At 67.8% G+C, this 26,226-nt stretch carries 24 protein-coding genes; 9 read left to right on the forward strand and 15 right to left on the reverse strand.

Going from position 1 to position 26,226, the window contains the following annotated elements; all coding sequences use genetic code 11:
- Positions 1 to 174: 174 nt before the first annotated feature.
- A complete protein-coding gene (locus EV655_RS11500; protein ID WP_132544955.1) occupies positions 175 to 774 on the reverse strand; it encodes a biotin transporter BioY in 600 nt (199 codons plus the stop codon).
- A gap of 15 nt (positions 775 to 789) precedes the next feature.
- Positions 790 to 1,248: a DUF6314 family protein gene (locus tag EV655_RS11505; protein WP_132544957.1), complete on the reverse strand. Its 459-nt coding sequence runs from the start codon at positions 1,246 to 1,248 to the stop codon at positions 790 to 792.
- Positions 1,249 to 1,326: 78 nt separating this feature from the next.
- On the opposite strand from EV655_RS11505, the gene purB reads away from it, so the two are divergent.
- The 3 genes from purB to EV655_RS11515 all read left to right on the forward strand — a co-directional run bounded on the left by purB (position 1,327) and on the right by EV655_RS11515 (position 4,077).
- Positions 1,327 to 2,637, forward strand: a complete 1,311-nt coding sequence (purB, locus tag EV655_RS11510) for an adenylosuccinate lyase (RefSeq protein ID WP_132544959.1) — start codon at positions 1,327 to 1,329, stop codon at positions 2,635 to 2,637.
- A gap of 104 nt (positions 2,638 to 2,741) precedes the next feature.
- Positions 2,742 to 2,903, forward strand: a complete 162-nt coding sequence (locus EV655_RS18675) for a hypothetical protein (RefSeq protein ID WP_165905333.1) — start codon at positions 2,742 to 2,744, stop codon at positions 2,901 to 2,903.
- A gap of 133 nt (positions 2,904 to 3,036) precedes the next feature.
- Complete coding sequence (locus tag EV655_RS11515) at positions 3,037 to 4,077, forward strand: FliG C-terminal domain-containing protein (RefSeq protein WP_243645059.1); 1,041 nt, start codon at positions 3,037 to 3,039, stop codon at positions 4,075 to 4,077.
- Between the two features lie 346 nt (positions 4,078 to 4,423).
- On the opposite strand, the gene EV655_RS11520 is transcribed toward EV655_RS11515, so the two are convergent.
- A complete protein-coding gene (locus EV655_RS11520; RefSeq protein WP_132544963.1) occupies positions 4,424 to 5,122 on the reverse strand; it encodes a DUF1223 domain-containing protein in 699 nt (232 codons plus the stop codon).
- A gap of 219 nt (positions 5,123 to 5,341) precedes the next feature.
- Here EV655_RS11520 and acnA point away from each other — a divergent pair, with 219 nt between their 5' ends.
- A complete protein-coding gene (gene acnA / locus EV655_RS11525; RefSeq protein WP_132544965.1) occupies positions 5,342 to 8,092 on the forward strand; it encodes an aconitate hydratase AcnA in 2,751 nt (916 codons plus the stop codon).
- 120 nt (positions 8,093 to 8,212) lie between these two features.
- Here the strand turns inward: acnA and EV655_RS11530 are convergent, their stop codons facing one another.
- From EV655_RS11530 to yajC, 9 genes are all read right to left on the reverse strand, one after another.
- Positions 8,213 to 8,761 (reverse strand): DsbE family thiol:disulfide interchange protein, encoded by a 549-nt coding sequence (locus tag EV655_RS11530; RefSeq protein WP_243645060.1) that lies wholly within the window; start codon positions 8,759 to 8,761, stop codon positions 8,213 to 8,215.
- Entirely contained in the window at positions 8,754 to 8,912 is a 159-nt protein-coding gene (gene ccmD, locus EV655_RS11535) for a heme exporter protein CcmD (RefSeq protein ID WP_132544966.1), read from the reverse strand. The genes EV655_RS11530 and ccmD overlap by 8 nt, the downstream gene beginning before the upstream one ends.
- Complete coding sequence (locus EV655_RS11540; RefSeq protein ID WP_132544968.1) at positions 8,909 to 9,637, reverse strand: heme ABC transporter permease; 729 nt, start codon at positions 9,635 to 9,637, stop codon at positions 8,909 to 8,911. Before EV655_RS11540 ends, ccmD begins: the two co-directional genes overlap by 4 nt.
- Positions 9,638 to 9,690: 53 nt before the next feature.
- Positions 9,691 to 10,347: a heme exporter protein CcmB gene (ccmB, locus tag EV655_RS11545; RefSeq protein ID WP_132544970.1), complete on the reverse strand. Its 657-nt coding sequence runs from the start codon at positions 10,345 to 10,347 to the stop codon at positions 9,691 to 9,693.
- The gene (gene ccmA / locus EV655_RS11550) at positions 10,344 to 10,958 is read right to left on the reverse strand and encodes a heme ABC exporter ATP-binding protein CcmA (protein ID WP_132545065.1); all 615 of its coding nucleotides are present in this window, start codon (positions 10,956 to 10,958) and stop codon (positions 10,344 to 10,346) included. Before ccmA ends, ccmB begins: the two co-directional genes overlap by 4 nt.
- Before the next feature lie 166 nt (positions 10,959 to 11,124).
- Entirely contained in the window at positions 11,125 to 11,493 is a 369-nt protein-coding gene (locus EV655_RS11555) for an Mth938-like domain-containing protein (RefSeq protein ID WP_132544972.1), read from the reverse strand.
- Between the two features lie 181 nt (positions 11,494 to 11,674).
- Positions 11,675 to 12,646: a protein translocase subunit SecF gene (gene secF / locus EV655_RS11560; RefSeq protein WP_132544974.1), complete on the reverse strand. Its 972-nt coding sequence runs from the start codon at positions 12,644 to 12,646 to the stop codon at positions 11,675 to 11,677.
- 10 nt (positions 12,647 to 12,656) lie between these two features.
- Positions 12,657 to 14,318 carry a protein translocase subunit SecD gene (secD, locus tag EV655_RS11565; RefSeq protein ID WP_132544976.1) on the reverse strand — a complete coding sequence of 554 codons (1,662 nt, stop codon included), beginning with the start codon at positions 14,316 to 14,318 and terminating at the stop codon, positions 12,657 to 12,659.
- Between the two features lie 6 nt (positions 14,319 to 14,324).
- Positions 14,325 to 14,657, reverse strand: coding sequence for a preprotein translocase subunit YajC (gene yajC, locus EV655_RS11570; RefSeq protein WP_132544978.1), 333 nt, complete (start codon positions 14,655 to 14,657; stop codon positions 14,325 to 14,327).
- A 138-nt stretch (positions 14,658 to 14,795) separates the two neighbouring features.
- Between yajC and EV655_RS11575 the strand changes: the two genes are divergently transcribed.
- From EV655_RS11575 to EV655_RS11585, 3 genes are all read left to right on the forward strand, one after another.
- On the forward strand, positions 14,796 to 15,512 hold the full coding sequence (locus EV655_RS11575; protein ID WP_132544980.1) for a trypsin-like serine peptidase: 717 nt from the start codon (positions 14,796 to 14,798) through the stop codon (positions 15,510 to 15,512).
- Between the two features lie 85 nt (positions 15,513 to 15,597).
- Complete coding sequence (gene serS / locus EV655_RS11580; protein WP_132544982.1) at positions 15,598 to 16,890, forward strand: serine--tRNA ligase; 1,293 nt, start codon at positions 15,598 to 15,600, stop codon at positions 16,888 to 16,890.
- Positions 16,890 to 17,591 (forward strand): hypothetical protein, encoded by a 702-nt coding sequence (locus tag EV655_RS11585; RefSeq protein WP_207901955.1) that lies wholly within the window; start codon positions 16,890 to 16,892, stop codon positions 17,589 to 17,591. The genes serS and EV655_RS11585 overlap by 1 nt, the downstream gene beginning before the upstream one ends.
- An 81-nt stretch (positions 17,592 to 17,672) precedes the next feature.
- Here EV655_RS11585 and der read toward each other — a convergent pair whose 3' ends face one another.
- From der to EV655_RS11600, 3 genes are read right to left on the reverse strand one after another with little or no spacing between them, the layout of a single operon-like run.
- Positions 17,673 to 19,136, reverse strand: a complete 1,464-nt coding sequence (gene der, locus EV655_RS11590) for a ribosome biogenesis GTPase Der (protein ID WP_132544984.1) — start codon at positions 19,134 to 19,136, stop codon at positions 17,673 to 17,675.
- A gap of 49 nt (positions 19,137 to 19,185) precedes the next feature.
- Positions 19,186 to 20,505: an outer membrane protein assembly factor BamB family protein gene (locus EV655_RS11595; RefSeq protein ID WP_132544986.1), complete on the reverse strand. Its 1,320-nt coding sequence runs from the start codon at positions 20,503 to 20,505 to the stop codon at positions 19,186 to 19,188.
- A 35-nt stretch (positions 20,506 to 20,540) separates the two neighbouring features.
- The gene (locus tag EV655_RS11600) at positions 20,541 to 21,179 is read right to left on the reverse strand and encodes a hypothetical protein (protein ID WP_132544988.1); all 639 of its coding nucleotides are present in this window, start codon (positions 21,177 to 21,179) and stop codon (positions 20,541 to 20,543) included.
- A 255-nt stretch (positions 21,180 to 21,434) separates the two neighbouring features.
- Between EV655_RS11600 and EV655_RS11605 the strand changes: the two genes are divergently transcribed.
- Positions 21,435 to 22,634, forward strand: a complete 1,200-nt coding sequence (locus tag EV655_RS11605; protein ID WP_243645061.1) for an efflux RND transporter periplasmic adaptor subunit — start codon at positions 21,435 to 21,437, stop codon at positions 22,632 to 22,634.
- Complete coding sequence (locus tag EV655_RS11610; RefSeq protein ID WP_132544991.1) at positions 22,631 to 26,188, forward strand: efflux RND transporter permease subunit; 3,558 nt, start codon at positions 22,631 to 22,633, stop codon at positions 26,186 to 26,188. Before EV655_RS11605 ends, EV655_RS11610 begins: the two co-directional genes overlap by 4 nt.
- Positions 26,189 to 26,226: the final 38 nt, after the last annotated feature.

The following is a 26,226-nucleotide window of genomic DNA, read 5'->3' on the forward strand; positions in this document are numbered from 1 at the left end:
CCCGCCCGGCGGATCGGGCCTCCGTCGGGGATATCCCCGACCAGACGGAAGATCGAGGAACGGCAGCGCCTTCTTCTTGGTCCAAATACTCATGGCGGACCGCCCGCCAACCGCGCAACGCAAAAGGGGCGCGGCCCGGTCGGCCACGCCCCTCTGCAATTCGATCGGAAGCGATCAGCCGCGGGCGCGGCCGATCAGCGCCCAGAGCCCCGGGATCAGCAGAGCGGCAAGACCAAGCTTCAGCGCGTCGCCGATCAGGAAGGGCGTCAGGCCCCAGGCGAGGATCGGCTGGTCCCAGCCGTAAAGCTGGCCAAGCCAGAGCAGACCGGGAAGGTAGATCAGCACGTTGCCCGCCAGCATCGCCAGCGCCATGCGGCCCATCGAGCGGTCCCACCCGGCGCGGGCTGCAAACCCCAGCGCGATCACGGCCAGCACGTAGCCGACGAGATAGCCACCAGTCGAGCCCATCATGTAGGTCAGCCCCGCCACCTCGGCGCTCGAGCCCGCGAAGACGTCGAAGCCAAGCGCGCCCACCAGCATGTAGCCGAGGATCGTGGCAAGACCCAGACGCGGGCCATAGGCCGCGCCGATGGTCAGCACCGCGAAGGTGCCCATGGTGATCGGCACCGGCCACATCGGCACCTTGATCTTGGCTGCCAGCGCAAGCAGGGCGATCCCGGCAATCACCAGGAGCGCCTGCCTGACGCGCAGTGCCAGCCCACGCTCGGGCAGCAGGGTTTCGGCAAGAACCTTGTCGGTCAGGGCCAGGGCCATGTCGGTCACTCCCGTTCAGATGGTTGACGTTTCTTCTACCCCAGCGCCGTCCGCCGCGCAAGCCCCGAGCCGCGCGTAGGACGAGGCCATTGCATAGTCCTTGCGCGGTCCGATGACGCGCCAGCGGCAGGACCAGGCGGGCCAGCCACCGAAATCATAGGCGACCGCATAGCGGTCGGGCGGGCAATCGTGATGCGCCTCGGCCCGCGGTCCCGACGCGATCGCATGAAAGAACCGCCCATCCTCGAAGCAGACCTCGATCCCGGCCCCGGCAGGCCGCCACAGATAGCGGCGTTCGGCCGTCATCGGGGCCTGCCCCGGCAACCGAAGGATACCGTGTTCGGCATAGTACAGCCCATCGCCGGACCGGTTGAACACCGCCCGCCCCTCGAAGGTTGCGGTCTGGCCCGCCCGGGCGTCCTCGATCACCCGCACCAGCCGCCAAGCCCCCTCGAACTCGCCCAGATCCGGCACCCTGCCCCCCAATGCTTGCCGCGCCCTGCCCCAACGGGTATCAGACCCCGCAATCCCGTCCAAGCGAAGGCGCCGCCCATGATCCCCCGCTATGCCCGCCCCGAAATGACCGCCATCTGGGACCCCTCCACCCGGTTCCGCATCTGGTTCGAGATCGAGGCGCACGCCTGCGACGCGATGGCCGAGCTTGGCGTGATCCCGAAGGCGAACGCCGAAGCGGTGTGGAAGGCGAAGGACGTCGAGTTCGACGTCGCCCGCATCGACGAGATCGAGGCGGTGACCAAACATGACGTGATCGCCTTCCTGACCCATCTGGCCGAACATGTCGGCGCCGACGAGGCCCGCTTCGTCCACCAGGGCATGACCTCGTCGGACGTGCTGGACACCTGCCTGAACGTGCAGATGGCCCGCGCCGCCGACATCCTTCTGGCCGATATCGACAAGGTTCTGGCCGCCCTGAAGCGCCGCGCCTACGAACACAAGGACACGGTCCGGATCGGCCGCAGCCACGGCATCCATGCCGAACCGACCACGATGGGGCTCACCTTCGCCCGCTTCTACGCCGAGATGGACCGCAACAAGCGGCGTCTGGCGGCGGCTCGGGCGGAGATCGCCACCGGCGCCATATCCGGCGCGGTCGGCACCTTCGCCAACATCGACCCGCGCGTCGAGGAGCATGTCTGCAAGATGCTGGGCCTGACACCCGAGCCGATCTCGACCCAGGTCATCCCGCGCGACCGCCACGCGATGTTCTTCGCCACGCTGGGCGTCATCGCAAGTTCGATCGAGAACGTCGCCATCGAGATTCGCCACATGCAGCGCACCGAGGTCCTGGAGGCCGAGGAATTCTTCTCGGCCGGCCAGAAGGGCAGTTCCGCCATGCCGCACAAGCGCAACCCGGTGCTGACCGAGAACCTGACCGGGCTGGCGCGGCTGGTGCGCGCCTGCGTGATCCCGGCACTCGAGAACGTCGCCCTCTGGCACGAGCGCGACATCTCGCACAGCTCGGTCGAGCGTGGCATTGCCCCCGACGCCACCGTGACCCTGGATTTCGCGCTGAACCGGCTGGCGGGCGTGATCGACAAGCTGGTGATCTACCCCGAAACCATGCTGAACAACATGAACAAATTCAAGGGACTGGTCATGTCCCAGCGGGTGCTGCTGGCGCTGACCCAAGCCGGTGTCTCGCGCGAGGATTCCTATCGGCTGGTACAGCGCAACGCCATGAAGGTCTGGGAACAGGGCAAGGACTTCAAGCAGGAGCTGCTGGCCGACCCCGACGTGACCGCCGCGCTCAGCCCGGCCGAGATCGAGGAGAAGTTCGACCTCGGCTATCACACCAAGCACGTGGACACGATCTTCGCCCGCGTCTTTGGCGAAACCGCCTGAGAGACCGGCAGGCAGGGGCGCCATCCTGGCCTGACATTCGCGTGAGTTTGGAAATCGGGAAAACCGTGCTACCTTGTGTCACACCTCACCAGGGAGATGCACCGATGACCCTCAAGACCATCCTCTCGGCGGCCGTTCTTGCGCTCGCCCCGACCCTCGTGGCCGCCGAATGTGGCTGGGAGAAGAAGATCAACGCAAGCCAGTGTGCAGACGGCCAGAGCTTCGATGCGGCGACGGGCACCTGCGTGACCCAGTCGACCAGCTGATCCGGCGGACATCCGGAAAATCCTGCGGCGCGGCTCCGGCCTGCGCCGCTTTTTCGTCGGCGCCGAGGCGCACCCGCTAACCCCACCTTAACGCCCGATGTCCAAGGTGACATCGTTGCAGACGGAGGAGCGCGTGAACAGCCTCGCCCACACCCCCCAAGGCCATGTCCGCTCGGCCGCCGGCCTGACCCGCCGCAGGAAGGCCGCGATCATCGTGCGCCTCTTGCTCAGCGAGGGAATCAGCCTTCCGCTCAATCAATTGCCCGCGTCGCTTCAGACAACCCTCGCGGACGAAATCGCGGCGCTCCGCTATATCGATGCTCCGACGCTGGAGGCGGTCGTTTCGGAATTCGTCGCAGAACTGGAACAGGCAGGCCTCGCCTTCCCCGGCGGCATCGACGGCGCGATCGAGCTTCTGGGCGAGCACCTCAGTCCCGAGGCCGCGGCCGCCCTGCAGGCCCAGCACGCGGGCGACCATCCGACCGATCCGTGGAGCGTGCTGTCCGAACAGGAACCAAAGAAGCTGGCCGAACTGCTGCTCGGCGAAAGCCCCGAGGTCGCCGCCATCGTCCTGGCCAAGCTGCCCAGCCAGATCTCGGCCGCGGCTCTCGGCCAGATGCCCGGCGCCGAGGCCCGGCGCATCGCCTTTGCGATTTCGCGCACCTCCACCGTCCCCCCGGCTGCCATCGCGCGAATCGGCGACGCGCTGGCCCACCGCGTGCTTGACGCCCCGGTGCGCGCCTTCGAGACGCCGGCCGAGAAACGCATGGGCGCGATCCTCGATGCCGCGCCCGCGGCCACCCGCGACGACGTCCTGCAGGGCCTGGCCGAAACCGATGCCGACCTTGCCGATCGCGTGCGTCGCGCGGTCTTCACATTTGCCGACATCCCCGACCGGCTCGCGCCGCTCGACGTGCAGGCGCTGACCCGTACCGTTGATCAGCCGACCCTCATCACCGCGATGGCGGGCGCAGACGAAAAGACCCAGGTCACGGTAGACTTCATCCTGTCGAACATGTCCCAACGCATGGCCGCGCAGTTGCGCGACGAGATCTCGGAACGTGGCACCCCGGCGGCGGAAGAGGCCGAGGCCGCCATGTCCGAGATCACCGCGGCGCTCCGCGGACTGGAAGCTGCGGGCGAGATCAGGCTGAAAGCACCGGCATCCAAGTAGCACCGGTGTGCTCGCAGCCGTCGGCACGCGCTGCACGTCCGCCCCGCGAGACGAGTTCCGGCGCGCGCATGGCAGGGGCAACGCCAGCAGGCGGGCCAATAGTCGGCGGCTCAGGCCACGCGGCGCCGGGTCCGGCCGATGGATCCGGGGCAGTGACCAGAAGAGATCCCGCTTTCAACACATACTGGCGGCCCCCCGAACGCACGCCTTCGCTGAACCGGAACACCACCCCGCGCCAACCGTAATTCTGGCGACAACCCGCGCGCAAAGATCGAAAGAGGCTCTTCGAGACCCGGCGCCGTCGTTCCGCAAACGCCGCTTCCGGGAAACGAACGCCGCCCCGCCCCTAGCGCAGCCGCGCCGCAGCCAGGATGCGGCCCGGCCCGGCCCTCTGCACCAGCGCCACGATCGGCTGCTCGCCCTCGGTCTGCACCGTCACGACCAGCGGCTTCGCTCCGTCCCAGCGCGCCACCGCCTTCCAGACATCTACGATGTTGGCATAGTGAAACGTATGCCCCGCATTTTCGCCACGGGTGATCTCGACCTCCTGCGTCGGCTTGTAGCGTACCACCTGCAGCACCGCATCTTCCTCGAAGGCCGTATCCGAGCGGGCACTGATCGTCACGGTGTCCCCGTCGCGCTCCATCGTCAGGGTCACCGGGCTCGCCATACCGTGATGTGCCTCGATCAGCCGGGCCAGGTCCATCGGGCGATAGCCGACCACGTGATCTTGCCCGCCGACCACCATCTGCGGTGTATAGACCGACCGCTGTCCGGCGGCGCGGGCATAGGCTTTCTGGCGGCGGGTAAATGCGGGGTCGGCAAAGACATCCTTCCAGCCGATATAGTCCCAGTAATCCACGTGCAGCGCCAACGGGATGACGTCCTCGCGCTTGGCCAGCTCTGCCATCAGCGCATCCGCGGGCGGGCAGGACGAACATCCCTGCGACGTGAAGAGTTCCACCACCACCGGTCCGTTGTCGGCCCTGGCCATGCCCGAAAGCGCCAGCCAGACCGAGATCAGCACCGTGATGAAAGCTCGCATGGTCCCCGCCCTGTTGTCCCCGTGCCCGACCTTCCTACAGAACCCACCCCTCCGCTGCCAATCAAGGATTCGGGAGTGCAGCGTGCGCATCCGCCGCCGGGGCTGGATCTTCAGTGCACCGTAGTATACATAAAAATACCGCACCCTCTTGATCGCCAACGGCCGTTAGGGCAAGAGCGTGCGCGAGAGATGCGCTTCAGCCATGGAGGCCGACCCCAGATGCCGATCACCGTTGGACAGGACACCGCCAAGACCCGCCGCACGCTGACCGCCGGCGGCGCGACCTATGCCTATTATTCGATCCCGGCGGCCGAGGCCGCGGGGCTGGGCGATTTCGCCCGCCTGCCCGCCGCGCTCAAGGTGGTTCTGGAAAACCTCCTGCGCTTCGAGGATGGCAAGACGGTCACGGTGGACGACATCAGGGCCTTTTCCGACTGGGCCGCGAATGGCGGCCAGAGCGTGCGCGAGATCGCCTATCGCCCGGCCCGGGTGCTGATGCAGGATTTCACCGGCGTTCCGGCGGTCGTGGATCTGGCCGCGATGCGCGACGGGATCAAGGCGCTGGGGGGCGATCCACAGAAGATCAACCCGCTGAACCCCGTCGACCTGGTGATCGACCACTCCGTGATGATCGACGAGTTCGGCACCCCGCGCGCCTTCCAGATGAACGTCGACCGGGAATACGAGCGCAACATCGAACGCTATACCTTCCTGAAATGGGGCCAGAATGCGTTCGACAATTTCCGCGTGGTGCCGCCGGGGACCGGCATCTGCCACCAGGTGAACCTGGAATACCTTGCCCAGACCGTCTGGACGGACACCGACCAGACCGGCGAAACAGTCGCCTATCCCGACACGCTGGTCGGTACCGACAGCCACACCACGATGGTCAATGGCCTCGGCGTTCTGGGCTGGGGCGTCGGCGGCATCGAGGCCGAGGCGGCCATGCTGGGCCAGCCCGTGTCGATGCTGATCCCCGAAGTGGTGGGTTTCAAGCTGACCGGCAGGATGGTCGAGGGCACGACCGCCACCGACCTCGTGCTCAAGGTCGTGGCGATGCTGCGCAAGAAGGGCGTGGTGAACAAGTTCGTCGAATTCTATGGATCGGGCCTTGACCACCTGCCGCTGGCCGACCGCGCGACCATCGCCAACATGGCCCCCGAATACGGCGCCACCTGCGGGTTCTTCCCCGTGGACGACGAGACGCTGCGCTACCTGCGCCAGACGGGCCGCGACGAGGGCCGCATCGCGCTGGTCGAAGCCTATGCCAGGGAAAACGGTCTCTGGCGCGGTCCCGATTACGAGCCGGTCTATACCGACAGGCTGGAACTCGACATGGGCGACGTGGTGCCCGCGATCTCGGGGCCCAAGCGGCCCCAGGACCATACGCCGCTCGACCGCGCGGCCGAGAGCTTCTTCAACGTCGTCGCCGAGTATCGCGGCGAGGACGAAAGCGCGGCCGCCACCGCCATGGCCTCCGAAGGGCCCGCCCCCGACGCGATGGTCGACCCGCGCAAGTCGGCGAAAGTGGCAGGCCAGGACTACGAGATCCGCGATGGCTCGGTGGTGATCGCCTCGATCACGTCCTGCACCAACACCTCGAACCCCTACGTGATGATCGGGGCGGGTCTGGTGGCGCGCAAGGCCCGCGCGCTGGGCCTGACCCGCAAGCCCTGGGTCAAGACCTCGCTCGCCCCAGGCAGCCAGGTCGTCAGCGAGTATCTCGAGGCCGCGAACCTGCAGGAGGATCTGGACGCCATCGGCTTCAACCTCGTGGGCTACGGCTGCACCACCTGCATCGGAAACTCGGGGCCGCTGGCCGAGGAGATCTCGAAGACCATCCACGACAACGACCTGATCGCCACCTCGGTGCTGTCGGGCAACCGCAACTTCGAGGGCCGGATTTCACCCGATGTGCGCGCGAACTACCTCGCCTCGCCGCCGCTGGTCGTGGTCTACGCCATCGCGGGCGACATGAACATCGACCTCACCCGCGAGCCGATCGGCACCGACAGGGACGGCAAGGATGTCTACATGAAGGACATCTGGCCCACCCAGAAGGAGATCGCCGATCTGGTCGAGCAAACCGTCACCCGCGAGGCCTTCCGGTCGAAATACGCCGATGTCTTCAAGGGCGACGAGAAATGGCAGGCGGTGGAAACCACCGACAGCCAGACCTACGACTGGCCGCCGACCTCGACCTACATCCAGAATCCACCTTATTTCCAGGGCATGGGCGCCACGCCCGGCGCGATCGGCGATCTGGAGGGCGCGCGCGCGCTGGCGATTCTCGGCGACATGGTCACGACCGACCACATCAGCCCCGCGGGGTCGTTCCGCGACACCACGCCCGCCGGCCGCTATCTTGTCGAACGGCAGGTTCCGGTGCGCGAGTTCAATTCCTACGGCTCGCGGCGCGGCAACCACGAGGTGATGATGCGCGGCACGTTCGCCAACATCCGCATCCGCAACGAGATGCTGCAAGGTGTCGAGGGCGGCTATACGCTGGGCCCGGACGGCAACCAGACCTCGATCTTCGAGGCGGCGATGGCGTGGAAGGCCGAGGGCGTGCCGCTGATCGTGATCGGCGGCGAACAATACGGCGCGGGGTCATCGCGCGACTGGGCGGCCAAGGGCACGGCGCTGCTGGGCGTCAAGGCCGTCATCGCCGAAAGCTTCGAGCGCATCCACCGCTCGAACCTCGTCGGCATGGGCGTGATCCCGTTCGAGTTCACCGGCGGCGACACCCGCAGGACGCTCGGTCTCAAGGGCGACGAGACGTTCTCGATCGACGGGCTTGCGGGCGATCTGAAGCCGCTGGCCGAGGTGCCCTGCACGATCACCTGCGGCGACGGGACCACGAAGACGATCACGCTCAAATGCCGGATCGATACCGCGATCGAGAAGGAATATGTCGAGCATGGCGGCGTGCTGCACTACGTGCTGCGCGACCTGGCCCGCACGGCCTGACGCCTGCCCGCCACCGGAATGAGAACGCCCCCGTACGGACGACGGGGGCGTTTTTCTTGCGGAGCGACAGTTGTCTCCGATCGGCGAAACGTGCGTGCCCTCAGACCGCGCTTCCAGCAATCAGTTCCCCGTGGCCGCCTTTTCGATCGCAGGGCGCAGAGTCTCTTCGATGATCGCCGGGCTCAATGGCCCCGGGTGGCGCAGCACGACGCGCCCCTGCCCGTCCACGACGAAGGTTTCCGGCACCCCGTAGACCCCCCATTCGATCGCCGTGCGGCCCGATGGATCGGCGGCGATGGCCGCATAGGGGTTGCCAAGCTGGCCGAGGAACCTGATCGCGTTCTCCGGCTTGTCCTTGTAGTTGACGCCGTAGATCGTCACGCCCTCGTCGGCCAGCGCCTCGAGTACCGGATGCTCGTCCCGGCAGGGCCCGCACCAGCTGGCCCAGAAGTTCACCAGCGTCACGCCCCCCTCGCGCAGGTCCGCATCGCCGAAGATCGCCCCCTCCAGCGGCTCCAACGCAAGCGCTGGCGCCGTCTTGCCGATGAGGGTCGAGGGCAGCGCGTTAGGGTCATCGCGGCTGACCCCCACGAAGAACAGCGCCGCCAGACCGATGAAGATCAGCGGCGGCAGGAACATCAGCGGCGAGACACGTTTCTTTTCAGCCATCGGTCTTCCTGCGGGATTCCATCTCGTCCAACTGGCGCCGGACCCTTGCACCACGCCACAGCGACAGCGCGATCAGCCCGGCAAGCAGCACCACAGAGATCGCGTAGGAGGACAGAACCGCCCCCGCATATTTTCCCAGATCAGGGATCATGCCATCCGCTCCCGCGTGACCAGCGCCTTGATCCGGCGGGCGCGGATCTCGGTGCGCGTACGCACCAGCACGAGTGCCACGAACAGCAGCACGAACCCCGCAAGGCAGATCAACAGCGGCAGCCAGTAGACGTTGGCGATGTTCTCTTCCTTGTCCAGCGACAGCGTCGCGCCCTGGTGCAGCCCCTGGTTCCAGAAATTGACCGCATAGCGGCTGAGCAGCGCGAAGACCGATCCGACGATGCACAGAACCGAGGTCAGGTCGGCCGCCGCGTCCGGGTTCTCGATCGCCTCCCACAGCGCGATATAGCCGAGGTAGAACAGGAACAGGATCAGGAACGAGGTGAGCCGCGGATCCCAGGCCCAATAGGTGCCCCACATCGGCTCGCCCCAGATCGCGCCGGTGACCAGCGCGATGACCGTCATGGTCAGCCCGATGGGTGCCGCCGCGCGCGAGGCCAGCGCCGAGACGTGGTGACGGCGGATCAGCCAGATCAGCGAGGTCACCAGCATCATCACCCAGGCGTTGATCGCCATCATCGCGGCGGGCACGTGAAGGTAGATGATCTTGACCGTCGAGCCGAAATTCTCGGCCTCGGGCGTCAGAAAGAAGCCCCAGACGAGGCCGACGCCAAGGCAGGCCGCCGTGGCGATCCAGACGAAGGGCAGAAGAGCCCCCGACGTCCGCATGAATTTCTGAGGGTTGGCGTATTCCCAGAGCGACATGAGCGTTTCCTAGTCGGCTTTGTGCGCGGTCTCAACTGAATAGCGCGTGAACCCTAGCGCAGGTTGATGCGGATCGCCGCAGCCGCGGCAAAGGGCAGAAGTGCCAGCGCCGCCAGGGTGATTCCCGCCAGCATCAGCACGGGCGTTGCGGTGGCCAGCCCCGCTGCGCCCCGGCCCACGGTTTCCGCCCCGAAGATCAGCGTCGGCACGTAGAGCGGCAGCACCAGCAGCGACAGCAGCAGCCCCCCCCGCTTCAGCCCCACGGTCAGCGCCGCGCCGAAGGTGCCGATCATGCTGAGCGCGGGCGTGCCCAGCCCAAGGCTCAGCACGAGCCAGCCATAGGCCGCGGGGTCGAGGTTCAGCAGAAGCCCGAGACCCGGCGCGGCCAGCGTCAGCGGCAGGCCGGTCGTCACCCAATGCGCCGCGGCCTTCATCGCCACGACGCCTTCCAGCGGGATCGGGGCGGTGGCCAGGAGATCGAGCGAGCCATCCTCGAAATCGAGCGCGAAGATCCGGTCGAGCGACAGCAGGCAGGCCAGAAGCGCGCCCACCCACAGGATGCCGGGCGCGATGGCCGAGAGGATCGCGCTTTCGGGGCCGACACCGAAGGGGACCAGCACCACGACGATCAGGAAGAACGCAAGTCCCAGCCCGAAGCCCCCGCCCGCCCGGATCGCGAGCGCCAGATCGCGGGTCAGGAGCGCGATCATGCGAAGACCTCGTCGAAGCGGTCCATGGCCCGAGGCCGGGCCTTGAAGGGGGTCACGTCCAGTTCCTCGGCCTCGAAGCCCAGGTGGATATGGGTCGCGATCACCGCCGCGCCGCCTGCGCCGAGGTGCCGGGCGACGGCCTGGCCGAACAGCGCGACCGAGGCGGTGTCGAGCGAGACGGTGGGTTCGTCCAGCACCCAGATCGGGCGGCCGGTGACCAGCAGGCGGGCGAGTCCCAGCCGCCGCTTCTGCCCGGCCGAGAGGTTCTGCGCCTGGCGAGGGGCAAGATCGCGCAGGTTGAACTCGTCGAGCGCGCGGTCGATGCCCCGCTGGCCGAAGATCCGCGCCCAGAAGCGCAGGTTCTCCTCGACGGTGAGGGTGGCCTTGAGCCCGTCGGCATGGGCGGCATAGGCCATCGCCTCGGGCGGGGCCGAGACGCGGCCCGCAAGCGGCGGCTGAAGCCCCGCAAGGGTGCGCAGGAGCGTCGTCTTGCCGATGCCGTTCGGGCCGCGAAGCAGGAGCGCCCGACCCGCGGACAGGGAAAAGTCCACCCCCTCGAGCACCGGCACGCCGCCGCGGGCACAGGCAAGGTTTTCCACCACCAGTTCCATGGGGTTGGGCATAGCCGATCGGCGGGAAGCCGGAAAGCCGGAAAGGGCGCGCTCCTGCCCTCCGCCGGCGCAGGACGCAGGCGGCCCGCGTGTCCGGCGCCCGGGCATGGCGCGGCCATGCGGCCGCGCGCGCTCCGCGCGGGAGTATTTGGCCCAAGAAGAAGGCTCAGGCAGGGTGTGCCGAGACCGGGACAAGGGCGGCGGCAACGCGGCGGCCTTCGGCGAGCAAGACGTTGTAGCTGCGCGCCGCGGACGGGCTTGCCATCAGTTCGACGCCGAGACCGGACTCTTCGAGGCGGGCCTGCAGGCCGGCCGGCAGGGGAAGAAGCGCATCGCCCGTGCCCACCAGAAGGATGTCGGCACGCCCCGCGAGCGCGAAGAGGGGCGCAGGGTCAGTGACGCCGTTCCAGGCCTGCGCCGCGCCCTCGGCGACGATCACCGCACCCTCGTGCACACGGCCGCCGAGGCGGAAGAAACCCGGGCCGTAGCCGTCAACCGGAAGCCCGTCGGGCAGGCGTAATTCCGTGAGTCGCATCGGCGGGTCCTTTGAGTCGAGGGCGGGCAGGCCGGGCGGATCGCAGCACCGATGATGGCACAGGTGGCGGCGCGGGAAAACCGCTTGCCGCCGCCACTGCCCGAGACCAGGCGTTGCCAGGCAGGACGGCGAGGATCAGCCGGAGCCGCGCAGGGGAACCGCCGAGGTGATCCCGGCTGCTTCAGGCATCCACGTTGGCGAATTGCGTCCCCGCGCCGCCGTCCTGGTCCTTGGACCAGTCGCGCTTGACCCCCAACATCAGAACAATGTTCGACGCCATATAGATCGACGAATACGTGCCCACGAAGATCCCCCAGATCATCGCGAAGACAAATCCGCGGATCACGTCACCGCCCAGCGCAAACAGCGCAAACAGCGCGAGAAGCGTGGTGAACGAGGTCATGGTGGTGCGCGACAGCGTCTCGTTGATCGAAAGGTTCAACAATTCCTTCAGGTCCATACGCTTGTACTTGCGCAGGTTTTCCCGCACCCGGTCGAACACCACCACGGTGTCGTTGATCGAGTAACCGACGATCGTCAGCAGCGCCGCGATGATCGCGAGGTCGAACTTGATCTGGAGAAGCGCGAAGATGCCGATGGTCAGCGTCAGGTCATGGATCAGCGCCGCGACCGCACCCAGCGAGAACTGCCATTCGAAGCGCAGCCAGATGTAGACCAGCATCGCGCCCATCGCCAGCGACACCGCGATGACCGCCGAGCGGATCAGTTCGCCCGAGACCTTGGGCCCGACGCTTTCGACCGAAGGAAAGGTGATCGCCGGGTCGACCGCCATCAGCGCCGCCTCGACCGCATTGATCGTCTCGGGCGTGACGCTTGCCTCGTCGTCCTGGGCCTGGATGCGAATCTGGGCCACGTTCCGGTCGGGTCCAAAGCCCGGATCGAACACCTGGGAAATCGCCACGTCGCCGAGGTTCAGCGGCGACAGCGCGTCGCGATAGACGCCGACATCGACGGCTTGGGTGCTTTCGGTACGGATCGTGGTGCCGCCGCGGAAGTCGATGCCGAAATTAAGCCCCATCAGGAAGAACAGCACCACCGACAGCACCATCGCAGCCAACGAGGCGCCGAAGGTGATCGACGCGAACCGGAAGAAGTTCCAGTTCGTCTCCGAGGGCACGAGTTTCAGGCGCATGGTCTCTCCCTCACACGGTGATTGTCTTGGGCCGGCGCCGTTCCATCCACAACACAACCATCAGACGCGTCACGTAGATCGCGGTGAAGACCGAGGTGAGGATGCCCAGACCCAGCGTCACCGCAAAGCCCTTGACCGGCCCCGAGCCCATCGTGAACAGGATCGCCGCGATGATGAAGGTGGTGATGTTGGCGTCGAAGATTGCCGACAGCGCCTTTTCATAGCCAAGCTCGATGGCACGGGCGGGGCCGCGGGCGGTCTTGAGTTCCTCGCGGATGCGCTCGAACACCAGCACGTTGGCATCGACCGCCATGCCGATGGTCAGCACGATCCCCGCGATCCCGGGCAGCGTCAGCGTGGCCCCGATCAGCGACAGAAGCCCGAAGATGAGGCCCACGTTGACGATCAGCGCGAGGTTGGCGAAGAAACCGAACAGCCCATAGCTTGCCCACATGAAGACAAGCACCGCCGCAAAGGCGGCAAGGCTGGCGATCTTGCCCGCCTCGATGCTGTCTGCGCCCAGTTCCGGGCCAATGGTGCGTTCCTCAAGGAAGGTCAGTTCCGCCGGCAGCGCACCCGCCCTCAGCAGAACGGCAAGCTGGGTCGAGTCCTCGACCGTGAAATTGCCGGTAATCTGACCCGAGCCACCCAGGATCGCCTCGCGGATCACCGGGGCCGAGATCACCTCGTCATCCAGCACGATCGCGAAGGGGGAGCCGACGTTTTCCTGCGTGTACAGCCCGAACTTGCGCGCGCCCGCGGGGTTGAAACGGAAGGTGACCGAGGGCAGGCCGTTCTGGTCAAAGGCGGGCTGCGCATCGGTCAGTTCCTCGCCCGAGACCACCGGGGCCTTTTCGAGCACGTAGTAGACGCCCTCATCCTCCATCGAGGGGTAGACGACGTTGCCCGCCCCCGGCGCCTCGTTCGGGTTCCCGGTGCGCGAGACGACCGGATGGAAGGTCAGCCGCGCCGTGGTACCGATCAGCGCCTTGAGTTCCTCGGCCGAACCGATGCCGGGCACCTGGATCAGGATGCGGTTCGAGCCCTGGCGCTGGATCGTCGGCTCGCGCGTGCCGACCTCGTCGACGCGGCGGCGCACGATTTCCAGCGATTGCTGGATGGTGCGGTCGTCCGTTGCCAGCCGCTCGGCCTCGGAGAGCTGGACGATCAGCAGATCGCCCGCGCCCCGCACCTCGATGTCGGAACTGCCCACACCCGTCAACGTGACCGTCGGCCGGGCAAGCGCGCGCGCCGCCTCGATCGCCGCGGCAAGGCCGTCGGGGCGCGACAGCCGAACATGCAGTTCGGCGGGCGGCGAATCGACCCGCCGGATCGGCCCCACCTCGTCGCGCACATCGCGCAATGCGTCGCGCACATCGGGCCACAGCGCGTCCATCCGGTCGGCATAGACGTCCGAGACCTTTACCTCGGCCAGCAGATGCGCGCCGCCCCGCAGATCGAGCCCCAGATTGACCAGCCCGTTCGGCAACCATCCGGGCCACGCGTCCCGCGCGGCCGCAAGTTCCGGCGTGGCACCCTGGATCTCGATGGCCTGCACGGCGTCATTGTGCCGTTCCACCCGCTCGTAAAACAGGTTGGGCATGGCCAGCACCAGCCCGATCAGGACCATCGCCCAGATCGTGGCCCGTTTCCAAAGCGCGATCTGCAGCATGCGCGGTTACGCCTTCTCCGCCGGCTCGGTCTTGTTCAGGACCTGCGCGATGGTATGGCGCACGACGCGGACGCGCACATTCTCTGCGATCTCGACCTCGATCTCGGACTCGTCCTTGACCTTGTAGACCTTGCCGATCAGCCCGCCCTGCGTCACGATCTGGTCGCCGCGGCGCAGCGACTCGACCATCGCCTTGTGCTCCTTCATCTTTTTCTGCTGGGGCCGGATCAGCAGGAAATACATGATCACGAAGATCAGGATCAGAGGGATGAAAGACGCGAAGGCGCCACCGGCGCCGCCCCCCGCGGCCGCTTGCGCAAAGGCAGGCGTTGCAAACATCGTGAGATTCCCCGTGTTGGCAGGCGGCAGGACCGCCCGGTTCCTTGGTCGCGGGGCACCCTATTCGGTGACCCCTGCCTTGGCAAGGCGAAGGCATGACGCTTTGAATGTGCGCTCGGCCGGTGCATATCAAGGGGCATGAGACGCACTTTCGCCATCCTCGCGCTGCTTGCCGCAGGTCTTGCTGCCCAACCGGCCGTATCGGGCGACGCGGCACCCGTGATGCTTGGCGATGCCGAGCACCGCGCCTGGCGGGCGATCGGCCGGGTCAACGTCGCGGGCTTCGACGCCGCCGGAACCTGCACCGGCACGCTTATCACCCCCGACACGGTCCTGACCGCGGCCCATTGCCTGCACGCCCTTCGCGGCCGGAATGCCAGGCCGGGCCAGGTGCATTTCGTGGCGGGCTGGCACCGCGATGGCTTTGCCGCGGTCCGAACCGCCCGCGCAATCCGCCTTCATCCGGGTTACGTTCACGGGAAGCGGCCGGATTCCAAGACCTTGCAGGGTGATCTTGCGTTGATTCTGCTGTCCGGGCCGATCCCGTCCGACGAGGTTCGGCCGATCCCGCTGGCCCTGCCCGAAACGGTCGGGCCAAAGGTCGACGTGATCGGCTATCGCCGCGACCGGCTGAACGCGCTCAGCCGTCACGCCAATTGCCCGGTCGCCGTCGAGTCCGCCGGGCTTCTGGGGCTCGGCTGCACGGTCACCCAGGGGACATCCGGCGCGCCGGTGCTGATCCGCACGGCGCAGGGTTGGCGTGTCGTCGGCGTGGTCTCGGCCGGGGTCAGCGGGGCCGGGCCGATCCGGACCGCCGCCGCACGGCCGACCGCCGCCTTTCTGCGCGGCGAGTGAGCACAGCGATTCCCGGTTCAAAACCCCGTGCGGCTGAGGCATACGGGGGCAAAGCGCGCAAGCCGCCCCTGTCGAGGAGTTCCCCATGCACGACATCCGCGCCATCCGCGAGAATCCGGACGCCTTTGACGCTGCCCTCGCGCGCCGGGGTCTCGCGCCGGTCGCGGCCGAGATCCTTTCCATCGACGCCGCGCGCCGGTCGAAGATCCAGGCCGCAGAAGAGGCGCAGGCCGCGCGGAATACCGCCTCGAAGGACGTGGGCGCGGCAAAGGCAAAGGGCGACGAGGCCGGGTTCGAGCGGCTGCGTGCCCTGGTGGCCGAGAAGAAGAACGAGATCGCCCGGCTGGAGGACGAGGCGCACGCCGAGGATGCCCGCCTCGCCGACCTCCTTATGCGCCTGCCCAACCTGCCGCTCGACGACGTGCCGGACGGCGCCGACGAAAATGACAATGTCGAGATCCACCGCTGGGGCAGCCCCCGCGCCTTCGATTTCGCGCCGAGGGAGCATTTCGACCTCGCCGGCGTCCAGCCGGGGATGGATTTCGAGACCGCCGCGAAACTCTCTGGCGCGCGCTTCGTAGTGCTGAAGGGCGCCATCGCCCGAATCCACCGGGCGCTGGCCCAGTTCATGCTGGACACCCACGTTACCGAGAACGGCCTGACCGAGGTCAACACCCCCGTGCTGGTGCGTGACGAGATGATGTATGGCACCGGGCAATTGCCGAAATTCGGCGAGGACAGCTACCAGACGCGCGAGGGCTGGTGGCTGATCCCGACCTCCGAGGTGACGCTGACCAACACGGTGGCGGGCGAGATCCTGGATGCGGCCGACCTGCCCCGCCGGATGACCGCCCATTCGCTCTGCTTCCGGTCCGAGGCCGGCAGCGCGGGCAAGGACACACGCGGCATGCTGCGCCAGCACCAGTTCGAGAAGGTCGAGATGGTCTCGATCGTCCATCCCGACCAGGGCCGCGCGGAACTCGACCGGATGACGGGCTGCGCGCAGGGCATCCTCGAAAAGCTGGGCCTGCCCTATCGCACGGTCGTCCTGTGCACCGGCGACATGGGCTTCGGCGCGCGGCGGACGCACGACATCGAGGTCTGGCTGCCCGGCCAGAACACCTATCGCGAGATCTCCTCCGTGTCGCTCTGCGGCGATTTCCAGGCCCGCCGGATGAACGCCCGCTTCCGCCCCGAGGGTGGCGGCAAACCGGACTACGTCCACACCCTGAACGGCTCGGGCGTGGCCGTGGGCCGCTGCCTGATCGCGGTGCTGGAGAACGGACAACAAGAAGACGGCTCGGTGAAGCTGCCCGAGGCGCTGGGTCCGTATCTCGGCGGCCGGACCACGCTGACGGCATCGGGGGATCTGGCCTGATGGACCCGGTCAAGGCCGCCCTTGTCTTCATCGCCACGGTCTTCTTCGTGATATCGCCGCTGATGTCGGGCGGCTTCTCGGGCTTCGAGCCCGGCCAGTTCCCGGTCCCGCAGGACGACCCGCCGGTGCAACCCGCGGGCTATGCCTTCTCGATCTGGGGGCTGATCTATGTCTGGCTGCTGGTCTCGGCGGGCGTGGGCCTGTTCAAGCGCGCCCGCGACGAGGCGTGGGAACCCGCCCGCCTGCCGCTGATCCTGTCGCTGGCGCCCGGCGCGGCCTGGATCGGGGTGGCGCAACTCTCGCCCATCTGGGCGTCGGTGCTGCTGTGGTGGATGCTGGCCATGGCGCTCTGGGCGCTGGCACGGACACCCTTCACCGACCGCTGGACCTGCCAGGCGCCGATCGCGGTCTATGCAGGCTGGCTGACCGCGGCAAGCTGGGTCTCGGTCGGCCTGCTGGGCGCCGGCTACGGCCTTCTGTTCGGCCCGGTGGTCTGGGCGCTGATCGCGCTGGCGGGCGCGCTGGTGACCGGGGCTTTGGTGCTTGTGTCGCTGGACCGCGCCCCGGAGTATGGCGGCGCGCTGATCTGGGCGCTGGTGGGCGTGATCGTGGCCAATGCGACCACGACGCCACTGGTCGCCTTCGCGGCGATCGCGGGCGCGGTGCTGATCGCGATCCTGACGGTCCGCGCGGCAACCTGAACCAAAGGCAGACCCCGCCCTGGCCTCCGCACCGGGGCCTCGCGGGCACCGGCGGCAGAGGCCCCGGATCGGGGTCTGCTCCTAGCCCCCCAAAGGTCCCTTGCCCAAGTGCTTGCGCAGCCGCGAGGGCGTCTTTTTCTTCTTTGTCCGGAACGGGTTCTGGTCGCCCTGCGCGCGGAAGGTCAGCCGGATTGGCGTGCCCGGCATGTCGAAATCCTCGCGCAGGCCGTTCACCAGGTAGCGGCGATAGCTTTCCGGCAGCTTCTCGGGATTGGACGCCATCACCACGAATCCCGGCGGCCTTGTCTTGACCTGGGTCATGTAGCGCAGCTTGATCCGGCGCCCGCCCGGCGCGGGCGGCGGGTGCAGTTCCAGCATGCCCGCAAGCCAGCGGTTCAACCGTGCCGTCGAGATACGCCGGTTCCACACCGCATAGGCCGACATCACCGCATCATGCAGCCTGTCCAACCCGCGGCCCGTCAGTGCCGAGACCGTCACCAGCGGCGCACCCCTCAGTTGCGGCAGGGCGCGGGCGAATTCCTCTTTCAGCGCCTTCAGCTTTTCCTGCCGGTCCTCTTCCAGATCCCACTTGTTCACCGCGACGACGACCGCGCGGCCCTCGCGCTCGGCCAGATCGGCGATCTTGAGGTCCTGGGTCTCGAAAGGCGCCTGTCCGTCCAGCAGCACGACCACCACCTCGGCGAACTTGATCGCGCGCAGCGCATCGCCCACCGACAGCTTCTCGACCTTGTCCTGCACCTTGGCCTTCTTGCGCATCCCCGCCGTGTCGAAGATCCGCACCGGCGTCTGCTGCCAGTCCAGCACCACCGAGATCGCGTCCCGGGTGATCCCGGCCTCGGGGCCGGTCAGCAAACGGTCCTCGCCGAGGATCGCATTGACCAGCGTGGACTTGCCCGCGTTCGGGCGGCCCACCACGGCGATCTGCAACGGCTTGGCCCGGGTCGGCACGCGGGGGCCGGTATCCTCGTCGTCGTCCTGCACGTCGACATCGGTCTCGGGCGCGGCCTCCTCGATCTCGCGCGCCTCGGCCTCTTCCACCAGGGGCGCAAGCGCGGCGTAAAGATCGCCCATGCCCTCGCCATGCTCGGCCGAAATGCGCACCGGATCGCCCAGCCCCAGCGCATAGCACTCCAGCACTCCCGCGTCCGAGGCCGCCCCTTCGGCCTTGTTCGCGGCCAGGATGACATGGGCCGACTTGCGGCGCAGGATCTCGGCAAAGATTTCGTCGGCGGGCAGAACGCCCGCCCGCGCGTCGATCAGAAACAGGCAGGCATCCGCCATGCCGACCGCCCTCTCGGTCAGCTTGCGCATCCGGCCCTGAAGACTTTCGTCGGTGGCCTCTTCCAGCCCCGCGGTGTCGATCACGGTGAAGCGCAGGTCGCCCAGCCGCGCCTCGCCCTCGCGCAGGTCACGAGTCACGCCCGGCTGGTCGTCGACCAGCGCCAGACGTTTGCCGACAAGGCGGTTGAACAGCGTGGACTTGCCCACGTTCGGGCGGCCCACGATGGCGAGGGTAAAGCTCATCTTTCCCAACTCCGGACGGATCGAACCGCCCGCCTACACCAATCCCGCCTCAGCGGAAAGCGTGGAGTTGCCCGCGGTCGGACACGACATAAAGCGTGCCCCCCGCCACCACCGGCCGCGACGCCGCACCGCCCGGCACCTCGACCGTGGTGACAAGCGCGCCGCTTTCGGGGCTGAACGCACGCATCAGCCCGTCGTCAGAGGCAACCCAGAGCCGCCCGCCGGCCAGCACCGGCCCGAAATGGGCATGGATCGCCTTGCGTCGCTTGAGCTTTTCCTTGGTGAAGTAGGGCATGTCGACGGCCCAGATGGTCTGGCCCGTGTCGGCATCCAGCCGCACAAGCTGTGCCTGGTCGGAAACCATGAAGACCGACCCGCCCACTGGCACCACCGCGCCGTAGGCGCCCTCTTCGGCGGTCCAGAGCCGTTCGCCGGAATTCGCCTCCAGCGCCACCGCCCGGCCCGACTGGTTGCCGGTGTAAAGCACGTTCCCCGAGATCACCGGGTCGGCCATGATGTCGGTCACCGTGGCATAGACGAAGCCCCGGCGCTGGCCTGCTACCGATGCCTGCCAGACCCGCACGCCCGACTGGCGCAGCGTCGCCACCAGTTCGGCCGACCCGATGGGAAAGACCGCCAGACGGTCGGATACCGCCGGCGCGGCACCCCCCACCATGCCCGAGGGCGCAGGCGTGCCCGGCAACTGCCACTGCACCCGGCCATCCTCGGCCCGCACGGCCCAGGCGCGAGCGTCGCGACTGACCACATAGACCAGCCCGTCGCGATAGGCCGGCGCGCCCGTCACCGGCGCATCGGTGCGCTGGGTCCACAACTCGGCCCCGGTCGCGGGGTCAAGCGCTACCAGCGCGCCGAATCCCGTGGTCGCGAAAAGCCGCCCGTCGCCATAGGCCAGCCCGCCGCCCGACGCGTCGGCCTTGCGTTCCGAGGGCGGGGTCAGGTCGGCCGACCAGAGCACCCCGCCGCCCGTCGTGACCGCGGTGACCCGGCTCTGGGAATCCATCGCAAAAACCTTGCCGCCGGCCACCACCGGGCTTGCCGTGATCCGATGCCGGCGGGTATTGCCCTGCCCGATATCGGCGGACCAGACGCGCGCCGGGACCGCGGCGAGCGCCGCGTGTTCGGTCAGGTGGGTGGCGCTGCCGCCGGGCTGCGGATGGTCGGCACGGGCAACCGCGGGCGGCAGCGCGAGTGCGGTGGAAACCTGTTCTCCCGCCTCGGCCTGCGGATCCTCGAGACCAAGCGCCTCGCGCACGCCCAACCGTTCACCCGGAAGGATCAGCTCCTTTTCGCTACAGCCCGCCAGAAGCGCGAGCGTCGCCAGGGTTCCGATTGCAGAAACGAGTTTCACCGCGCGAGCCCTCTCGTAATACCAAAGGCGGGCGATCAGCCCTCCTGGACCCCGCCGCCGAGCGACACAATCAACTGACTGGCGCGCTGACGCAAGCCCGCGCTGGTCCCCGCATCCTCGACAAGTGCGCGCAGGTGGCCAAGCGCGGCCTCGGTGTTGCCCGCATCGATTTCTGCCAGAGCCATCTGCTCCAGCGCGAGCGGGCGATAGGGCCGCCCGGGTTCGGCAAGCGGCGCCAGCGTTTCCAGCCGCGCCGCCGGGTCGGCGGCGCTCCCCTCGATCATCACCAGCTTGAGCGCGGCCAGCTGGGTATAGTGCAGGGGCAGCGCGGCGTCGTTCGCCATCGCCCGCAGCGCCGGGGCGGCGTCACCGCCCGACTCTCCGGCGGCCAGCAGCGTCACAAGTGCGCGGGCCTCGCCGGTGGCAGGTAATGCCTCCAGCGCCGTGACCCGCGCCGCGGCATCGTCCGCGTCCAGCGCCGAAAGGATGCCGTCGCCCAGCGCCTCGGCGGCCGCCTGCTGTTGCGCCGAGCGCCATTCCCGCCAGCTTGCGCCGCCCACCAGCAGCAGCACGGCCAATACCGCGATCCAGCCATAGCGCCGCATCCAGGCGAAAAGCCGGTCACGGCGCACCTCTTCGGTGACTTCCTCGATGAAACTTTCGGGGTTGCTCATGCTGCCTCGCTCAGGCGCCTCGCGGTCTGGCTTTCCGACCCTCTTACCCCAGTGCGCCCGGGATTGCCAAGCCCCGGGGGCCGGTGCTGCGCAGGCTTGAAACAAAGTGGCATAGGCGATAATCTGAACCAATTGGTTCACCCGTTTGCATTGCCCCACGAACCGGCCATTTCTTGGTGCTACGGACGCGGGGACGGAACGCGGTCGACGCGGAACACCGGCACAAGAGGCAGAGTCCGTATGCGTTGGATCCCCATGCTCACCGCACTGCTGGTGACACTCAGCCTTTATTTCCTCCTGATGGAACGCGACCGCGTCATGGCTTTTGCCGGTGCCGAGCCCGCCGCCGCTGCGCCCGAGGCCCCATCCGTCGAGCAAGAACGCCGGGTGTCGGTCGTGGTCCAGAGGATCCGGGCCGAGACGGTCCAGGGCGCGGTGCTGGTGCGCGGCGAAACCGAGGCCGCCCGCCAGGTCGAGGTGCGCGCCGAAACCAACGGGCGGGTGATCTCCGAACCGCTGCCCAAGGGAACCGCGGTGGCCGAGGGCGACGTGCTGTGCCGGCTCGATCCAGGCACGCGCGCCGCGACGCTGGCCCAGGCCGAGGCAGCGCATGCCGAGTCCCTCGCCCGCCTGCCCGAGGCGCAGGCGAACGTCGCCCGCGCCCAGGCGCAGATCGCCGAGGCCGCGATCAACGACCGCGCCGCGCGCGCGCTGTCCGAAGGGGGCTTCGCCTCGGAAAGCCGGGTTGCGGGCACGCAGTCGGCGGTCTCCGCCGCCGAGGCGGCGCTCGCCTCGGCCGAGGCCGGGCTCGAGGCGGCCCGTACCGCGATCCGCACCGCCGAGGCGAATGTCGCCATCGCAAATACCGAAATCGACCGGCTGACCATCACCGCCCCCTTCGCGGGCCTGATCGACGACGACACCGCCGAACTCGGCGCGCTGATGCAGCCGGGCGCCCTGTGTGCCACCGTGATCCAGCTCGACCCGATCCAGCTTGTCGGCTATGTCCCCGAAACCCAGCTTGACCGGGTCGAGCTGGGCGCGCTGGCAGGCGGGCGGCTGGCCTCGGGGCGCGAAGTGACGGGCCGGGTCAGCCATGTCGCGCGCACCGCCGATTCCGCCACGCGCACCTTCCGGGTCGAGGTCGAGATCGCCAACACAGCGGGCGAGATCCGCGCAGGCCAGACCGTCGAGATGGGGATCGTCACGGCGGGACAGACGGCGCATCTGGTGCCGCAATCGGCCATGACACTCGACGATGCCGGGCGGCTTGGCCTTCGACTGGCCGAGGCCGACGCCACCGCGCGCTTCGTCCCCGTCGAGGTTCTGCGCGACACGGCCGACGGGTTCTGGATCACCGGCCTGCCGGACGAGGCCGATGTGATCGTCGTCGGGCAGGAATTCGTCACCGATGGCGTGCCGCTGGCCGTCACCTATCGCGGGGCCGCCGAATGACCGGCCTCATCGACTGGGCCGCCAGCCGCGCCCGAATGGTCGTGGCCTTCGTGATCCTGTCGATCCTCGCGGGCACGCTGGCCTATGTCGAACTGCCGAAAGAGGGCGAGCCCGACATCGAGATCCCCGCGCTGTTCATCTCGGTCCCCTTTCCCGGGATCTCGGCCGAGGACGCCGAGAAGCTGCTGATCAAGCCGATGGAGACCGAGCTGTCGGATCTCGACGGGCTCGATTCGATGACCGCCACCGCGCGCGAGAATTACGCGGGCATCGCCCTGGAATTCGAGTTCGGCTGGGACAAGACCAAGATCATCGCCGACGTGCGCGACCGGATGAACACCGCCGAGGCCAAATTCCCCGACGGCTACGAGAAATACTCGATCAACGAGATCAACTTCTCGGAATTCCCGATCATCATCGTGAACCTCTCGGGCCCGCTGCCGGAGCGGACGCTGCTGCGCGTCGCCAAGGATCTGCAGGACCGGCTGGAAGGGCTGGAACCCGTGCTCGAGGTCGCGCTCGCCGGGCACCGCGACGAGATGGTCGAGGTCATCATCGACCCGCTGCGGCTTGAATCCTACAACGTCACCGCGGGCGAACTGATCGAGGTGGTCCGCAACAACAACCAGTTGATCGCGGCGGGCGAGGTGGACGCGCCGCAGGGCACGTTCTCCGTCAAGATCCCGTCGTCCTTCGACGAGGTGCAGGATATCTACGCGCTGCCGGTCAAGGTGAACGGCGACCGGGTGGTGACCCTGGGCGACCTGACCGAGATTCGCCTGACCTTCGAGGATCGCACCTCGATCGCACGCTTCAACGGAGAACCGACGGTCGCGCTGCAGATCGTCAAGCGCAAGGGCTTCAACATCATCGACACCTCGGCACTGGTCCGCGCCGAGGTCGAGGCGGCGCGCGCCGCCTGGCCGGACGACCTGCGCGACGCCGTGATCGTCGGCACCTCGAACGACCAGTCGCACACCGTCGACTCGATGGTGCGCCAGCTCGAAGGCTCGGTGCTGACCGCCATTGCGCTGGTGATGATCGTGGTGCTGGCCTTTCTCGGCACGCGCTCGGCGCTGCTGGTGGGCTTTGCGATCCCGACCTCGTTCCTGCTCTGCTTCGTTCTGCTCGGCGTCATGGACGTCGCGGTATCGAACATCGTGATGTTCGGGTTGATCCTCGCCGTGGGCATGCTTGTCGACGGCGCCATCGTGGTGGTCGAATATGCCGACCGGCGGATTTCCGAAGGCACCGGGCCGATGCACGCCTTCACCGAGGCGGCGAAACGGATGTTCTGGCCGGTGGTGAGTTCCACCGCGACGACGCTGTGTGCCTTCCTGCCGATGCTGTTCTGGCCGGGCGTGCCGGGCGAGTTCATGGGCATGCTGCCGATCACGCTGATCTTCGTGCTGTCGGCCAGCCTGATGGTGGCCCTTGTCTACCTGCCGGTGGTGGGGGGCGTCGCCGGGCGGTTCTCGCGCATCCTGTGGCGGATCACCGCCCGGGTCCGGCCCTGGCCGCTCTGGGCGCGGGGGGGGCTGATGGCCTTCGCGCTTGTCCTGACATTCTTCGGCGCGATGCGGATCCTGAACCCGGCCTTTCCGGCCGCCTCGCCCGGCGCTTCGGGGCTCGTGGACATCCTGCCCGGCGTGATCCTTTTCATGGCCGCGCTGGTGCTGTGCTCGATCGCCGTGAACGCCCTGCAGATCCCCCGCAGGAAACCGGTGCAGGCGGGGTACAGGCGCACGCCGGCCGGGCACATCATCCATGCGATCGCCGGCAACCCGGTGATGCCGCTGGTGTCGGTCGCGGCGGTGCTGGGCATCGTCGTCGCCGTCTTCATGTATTACGGCAAGCACAACAACGGGGTGGAGTTCTTCGTCGAATCCGAGCCCGAGCAGGCCATCGTCTATGTCCGCGCCCGCGGCAACCTTTCGCTCGACGAAAAGGACAGCCTGGTGCGCAAGGCCGAAGCGATCGTGCTCGCCGAGCGGGGCGTGCGCAACGCCTTCGCCTTTGCCGGCGAAGGGGGCCTCAACGCCAACACCGCAGGCGCCAGCCCGCCGCTCGACACAATCGGGCAGATCCAGATCGAACTGATCCCCTGGGAGGATCGGGCCGACATCCCCAACCTCGACGGCGACCTCGTGCTGGCCCGGATCATGGAACGGCTCGCCGCGATCCCCGGCGTCCGCGCCGAGATCCTCGATCTTGCGATGGGCCCCGCCTCGCCCAAGCCGGTGCATCTGCGCCTGATGGGCGACGACTGGGACAGCCTTACCGCCGCCGCCGAGGCCGCGGTCGAAAGGTTCGAGGCGACCGAAGGCCTGCGCGACATCGAGGACACGCTGCCGCTGCCGGGGATCGACTGGCAGATCGACGTCGATGTCGAGGCCGCCGGCCGCTTTGGCGCCAGCGCCTCGACCGTGGGCGCGATGGTCCAGCTCGTCACCCGCGGTATCCTGCTCGACACGATGCGCGTGCCCTCCTCGGACGAGGAAATCGACATCCGCGTGCGCCTGCCCGAACAGGACCGGCTTCTGTCCACCCTCGACACGCTCAAGGTGCGCACGTCCGAGGGGCTGGTGCCACTCGCCAATTTCATCACCCGGACGCCGGTCGAAAAGGTGGGCCGGATCAACCGGGTGGACGGCAAGCGCTATTTCGACATCAAGGCCGCAGTGGCCGACGGCCTGACCACCCCGGACGGCGCGCCGATCAACGCCAACGAACGGATTGCGGTGCTGACCGAATGGCTGCAGACCGATCCCCTGCCCGCGGGCGTCACCTGGGAATGGACCGGCGACCAGGAGGACCAGGCGGAAAGCTCGGCCTTCCTGTCCAAGGCCTTCGGCGCGGCGCTGGGGCTGATGTTCATCATCCTGCTGGCGCAGTTCAACAGCGTCTACAACGCGACCCTCGTGCTGCTGGCGGTGATCCTGTCCTCGACTGGCGTGCTGATCGGGATGATCGTGATGGGCCAGCCCTTCTCGATCATCATGACCGGCACCGGCATCGTCGCGCTGGCCGGGATCGTGGTGAACAACAACATCGTGCTGATCGACACCTACCAGGAATACGCCCGCTACATGCCGCGGATCGAGGCGATCGTGCGCACGGTCGAGGTGCGGCTGCGCCCCGTGCTGCTGACCACGGTCACGACCATGGCGGGGCTTGCGTCGATGATGCTGGGGGTCAGCTTCGACTTCCTGAACGGCGGCTATACCGTCGACAGCCCGACCGCGCTGTGGTGGAAGCAGTTGGCGACGGCCGTGGTCTTCGGCCTCGGGATCGCTACGATCCTGACGCTGGTCTTCACGCCCGCCCTGCTGGCGATCCGCGAATGGTTCTGGGCGGGGGTCTACGGCTCGTTCCGGCGGTTCCGGGCGGCGATGGGCGGCCCCGACAGCCCGGCCGCGCGCGAGTTGGCGCTGAACCACGCCGCCCGCGGCGTCGGCTCGCCCCAATTGCTTTGGTCGGAGTTGCCCCCGGACGGCCCAGAGCCGGATGCGGAGAGCACCGGCCCGGAACGGCCATTGCGGGCGGCGGAGTGAGAGACAGTCGGGATGGAGCGGGCGTGCGCTTTAATCGG

The organism is Rhodovulum euryhalinum (assembly GCF_004342445.1).
In the GTDB taxonomy this organism is placed as follows: Bacteria; Pseudomonadota; Alphaproteobacteria; order Rhodobacterales; family Rhodobacteraceae; genus Rhodovulum; species Rhodovulum euryhalinum.